General features: G+C 63.8%; 5 protein-coding genes. 3 read left to right on the forward strand and 2 right to left on the reverse strand.

The window, feature by feature from the left end:
* The coding region (locus ACNPP0_RS07540; protein ID WP_448705532.1) for a helix-turn-helix domain-containing protein at window positions 1-133 on the forward strand (133 nt) is incomplete at its 5' end.
* A 12-nt stretch (window positions 134-145) separates the two neighbouring features.
* Here ACNPP0_RS07540 and tam read toward each other — a convergent pair.
* Complete coding sequence (gene tam / locus ACNPP0_RS07545; protein ID WP_448705490.1) at window positions 146-925, reverse strand: trans-aconitate 2-methyltransferase; 780 nt, start codon at window positions 923-925, stop codon at window positions 146-148.
* Window positions 926-1,087: 162 nt separating this feature from the next.
* Window positions 1,088-2,074, reverse strand: coding sequence for a TerC family protein (locus tag ACNPP0_RS07550; RefSeq protein ID WP_046806807.1), 987 nt, complete (start codon window positions 2,072-2,074; stop codon window positions 1,088-1,090).
* Between the two features lie 106 nt (window positions 2,075-2,180).
* Here ACNPP0_RS07550 and ACNPP0_RS07555 point away from each other — a divergent pair, with 106 nt between their 5' ends.
* A complete protein-coding gene (locus tag ACNPP0_RS07555) occupies window positions 2,181-3,074 on the forward strand; it encodes a LysR substrate-binding domain-containing protein (protein ID WP_332611244.1) in 894 nt (297 codons plus the stop codon).
* An 81-nt stretch (window positions 3,075-3,155) separates the two neighbouring features.
* Window positions 3,156-3,557, forward strand: a complete 402-nt coding sequence (locus ACNPP0_RS07560) for a hypothetical protein (RefSeq protein ID WP_332611242.1) — start codon at window positions 3,156-3,158, stop codon at window positions 3,555-3,557.
* Window positions 3,558-3,656: the final 99 nt, after the last annotated feature.

Genomic DNA, 3,656 nt, shown 5'->3' on the forward strand with positions numbered 1-3,656 from the left:
GTCGGTGCAGCGCACCGCCGATGACCTGGGCTACGAATCCGTCAGCGCCTTCATCACAATGTTCAAGAAGACGCTGGGCAAGACGCCCGCGCGCTACTTCGCGGACAAGTCGGCGGGGCCGGCGGCGGGGTGACGATGCCGGCTCTTACCGCGGCTTGGGCCCAGCCACGATGAACAGGCGCGGAAACGGCAGCAGCACGGTGCCATCGGCCAGCGCGGGGTAAGCCTCGGCGATCAAGGCCTGATAGCGCGCCAGGAAGCTGGCTTGTTCCGCGGCGTCCAGCTTGTCCAGGTACGGACGCAGCGCGGTGCCCTTGAACCATTCCACCACCGCCGCCGCGCCCGCCAGCGGATGGTGATAAGTGGTACGCCACACGTCCAGCACGCCGCAATGCGGTTTCAGCAATTCGTAGTACCAGGCGGCGCTGTGGCGCGGCGGGTGCTTGACGGCGCCCGTCTTGCTCGCCCACGGCGCTTCGCCCGCCACCTGGCGCGCCAGGCGATGCGCGGGTTCTTCCATGTTGTCAGGCGTTTGCACGGCAAGCAGGCCGCCCGGCGCCAGCTTGCCCACCAGACGCGGATACAGCGTGGCGTGGTCGGGCACCCATTGCAGCGCGGCATTCGCCAGGATGACGTCGTACTGCTCGGGCGGATTCCAGGTGGCGATGTCGGCCAGCTCGAATTGCAGGGCGGGCAGGCGCTTGCGTGCGGCGTCCACCATGTCCTGCGAGCTGTCCATGCCGGTGACCACGGCGTCGGGGTAGCGCTGGGCCAGCACCTCGGTGGAATTGCCCGGGCCGCAACCCAGGTCCACCGCCCGCCCGACTGCCGGGTTCGGCAAGGCGGCGACCAGGTCGCGCACGGGGCGGGTGCGTTCGTTTTCAAACGCGGAGTATTGCTTGGCGGACCAACTGTTGTGGCTCATGGCGGCTCCTGATATCGGGCATCACTGCCCATACGGCTGGACTCTACGCCCTGCTTCGCCATATTACAAATAGGTGAATTTGCAGTTTTTCATATCGGCGATGTATCGCAATGGCGAAAAAAAACCCGCCGGGATAAGCCGGCGGGCTGATGGAAAGCTAGATTACTGCGTCGACATCGTGTCCGAGCGGGTTTTCCACAAGGAGAACAGCACGCCACCCAGGATCAGGCTGAAGGTTACGCCCAGCGACACCGCCGCCGGCACCTTGCCGATGAAGCCGACCAGGAAGATCTTCGTGCCGATAAACACCAGGACCAGGGCCAACGCGTACTTCAGGTAATGGAAGCGATGAATCATGGCGGCCAGGGCAAAGTACAGCGCACGCAAACCCAGGATGGCGAAGATGTTGCTGGTGTAGACGATGAACGGGTCGGTCGTGATGGCGAAGATGGCAGGCACCGAATCCACCGCGAACACCAGGTCAACAAACTCGATCAGCACCAGGGCCAAGAGCAGCGGCGTGGCATAACGCACCTTCTTGGACGTGGCCGGATCCGTCTCGGTCACCATGAACGCATTGCCGCGCAGCCCTTCCGTGACACGCATGTGGCGCTTCAGGAACTTCAGGATCGGGTTGGTCGCGATGTCGGGCGTCTGGTCTGCAATCATCCACATCTTGATGCCGGTGAACACCAGAAACGCGCCGAACAGATACAGCAGCCAGCCAAAATTGCTGACCAGCGCAGCGCCTAGGCCGATCATGATGGCGCGCAACACAATCACGCCCAGGATGCCCCAGAACAACACGCGATGCTGGTACTGGCGCGGAATTGCAAAGAAGCTGAAGATCAACGCAATCACGAACACGTTATCCATGGACAACGATTTTTCGATCATGAAGCCCGTGTAATAGGCCATGCCGCTGGTCGCGCCCATTTGCCACCACACCCAGCCGCCGAACAGCAGCGCCGCGGTGATGTAGCCGGCCGACAACAGCAGACTTTCACGCACGCCGATCTCGCGGTCTTCCTTGTGCAGCACGCCCAGGTCAAAGGCCAGCAGGCTGACGACGATGCCGACGAACAGCAACCAGCTCCAGGTCGGCGTCCCTAAAAAATCGTTGGTGAAGAATGTGATCAAGGTGTCCATGATTGCCCCGCTGTGTTCGAAGGTGCCCATGATCCGGATATGAGGCCAACCGAGAAATCAGCCTGAAAGTGAGTTAAGGTTCGGAAAAACCGAAGAGTCCACGCTCATGCTGAATTACCGTCATCTGTATTACTTCTGGATGGTCGCCAAGGAAGGCGGCTTTTCGCGCGCCGCCGAACGGCTGGACATGGCCATACAGACCATCAGCGCCCAAGTGCGCGAACTGGAAAAGAACCTGGGCCACCAACTGCTCAAGCCGGCCGGCCGGGGCGTGGCGCTGACTGACGCGGGCAAGGCCGCTTTCGCGCGCGCCGAAGAGATCTTCCAGATCGGCCATACCTTGCCTCAGGAAGTGCGCGCGGCCGCCACCAAGCCGGTCATCCGGCTGTCGGTGGGCCTGTCGGACGGCATTTCCAAGCTGGCGGCGCACGCCCTGCTTGGCCCCGTGCTGGACACGCCCGACCTGCGGTTAACTTGCCACGAAGGTGAGGTTCAAGAGCTGCTGGGCGAACTGGCCCAGCACCATCTGGACCTGGTGCTGGCCGGCCAGGGCGCACCCGCCAACCCCAACCTGCGCCTGACCAGCGACCGGCTGGTGTCGTCACCCGTGGACTGGTACGGCCCGGCCCGCCTCGTGCGCAAGGCCGACACGCTGGACTTCCCACGCTGCCTTGCGCGGCTGCCCGTGCTGCTGCCCACCGGCCATTCCGTGCTGCGCCAGACGCTCGACCGCTGGTTCAGCGAACAAGGCGTCTTGCCCAACGTCGTTGGCGAATTCGAGGACAGCGCGCTGATGTCGGTATTTGCCGCGCGCGGCCTGGGCGTATTCCCGCTAAGCCGCCTGGGCGGCGATGACATCGGCTTGCTACGCGGCCTGCGCCCCCTGGCCCGCCGCGACGATGTCCACGAAGAAATCCACGCCATCCGCAACCGGCGTGGCCAGCATCATCCGCTGGTCCAGGCGGTGCTGGCGCACGCCAAGACTTCGGTTTTTTCGTAATGTTTGTCACACGCACTCTGGTTTTTTAGAAATAGAATTCGCTTTATCGTGGACCCTCTTTTGAATCGGAGTACCACTGCAATGAAGAAAATCATCTGGCTCACCTTCGCCGTGCTGGCCGCGCTTTGGACGGGGCTGGTGGCGCTGACCCTGCAATTGACCGACTGGGTGCTGGCCACCATCGCCACGGCCCAGGTGCCGGGCACGGCGCTGGACACGTCCCAATGGGTCGCGCCGGCGTGGGCGGCGGGCTGGCTGGACCCAGCCTGGTTGCAGACGCTGCAAGGCGGTCTGATATGGGCCGCGCAGGGCCTGAACCAGGTCCTGCCCGTGGCGGGCAGCCTGGGCACGCTGATCGCGGTGGTCGGCTGGATCTTCTGGGGCTTCATCATGGCCGGGCTGCTGGTGCTGGCGCTGATCCTGCACTGGCTCGCGGGCAAGCGCGAGCAGGCCAGCGCGGCCCAAAGCCGTCAAGTGGTGTAATAAGCGCGGCAACGCGCCGCCCGGCACGCTGCCTGCCACCAGGAGCGCGCCGTGCCCCCCCAATCGGTCCCACCCGTGTCACCCTTGGACAAGCCAGGC

This window comes from Achromobacter semiaridum, assembly GCF_053543755.1.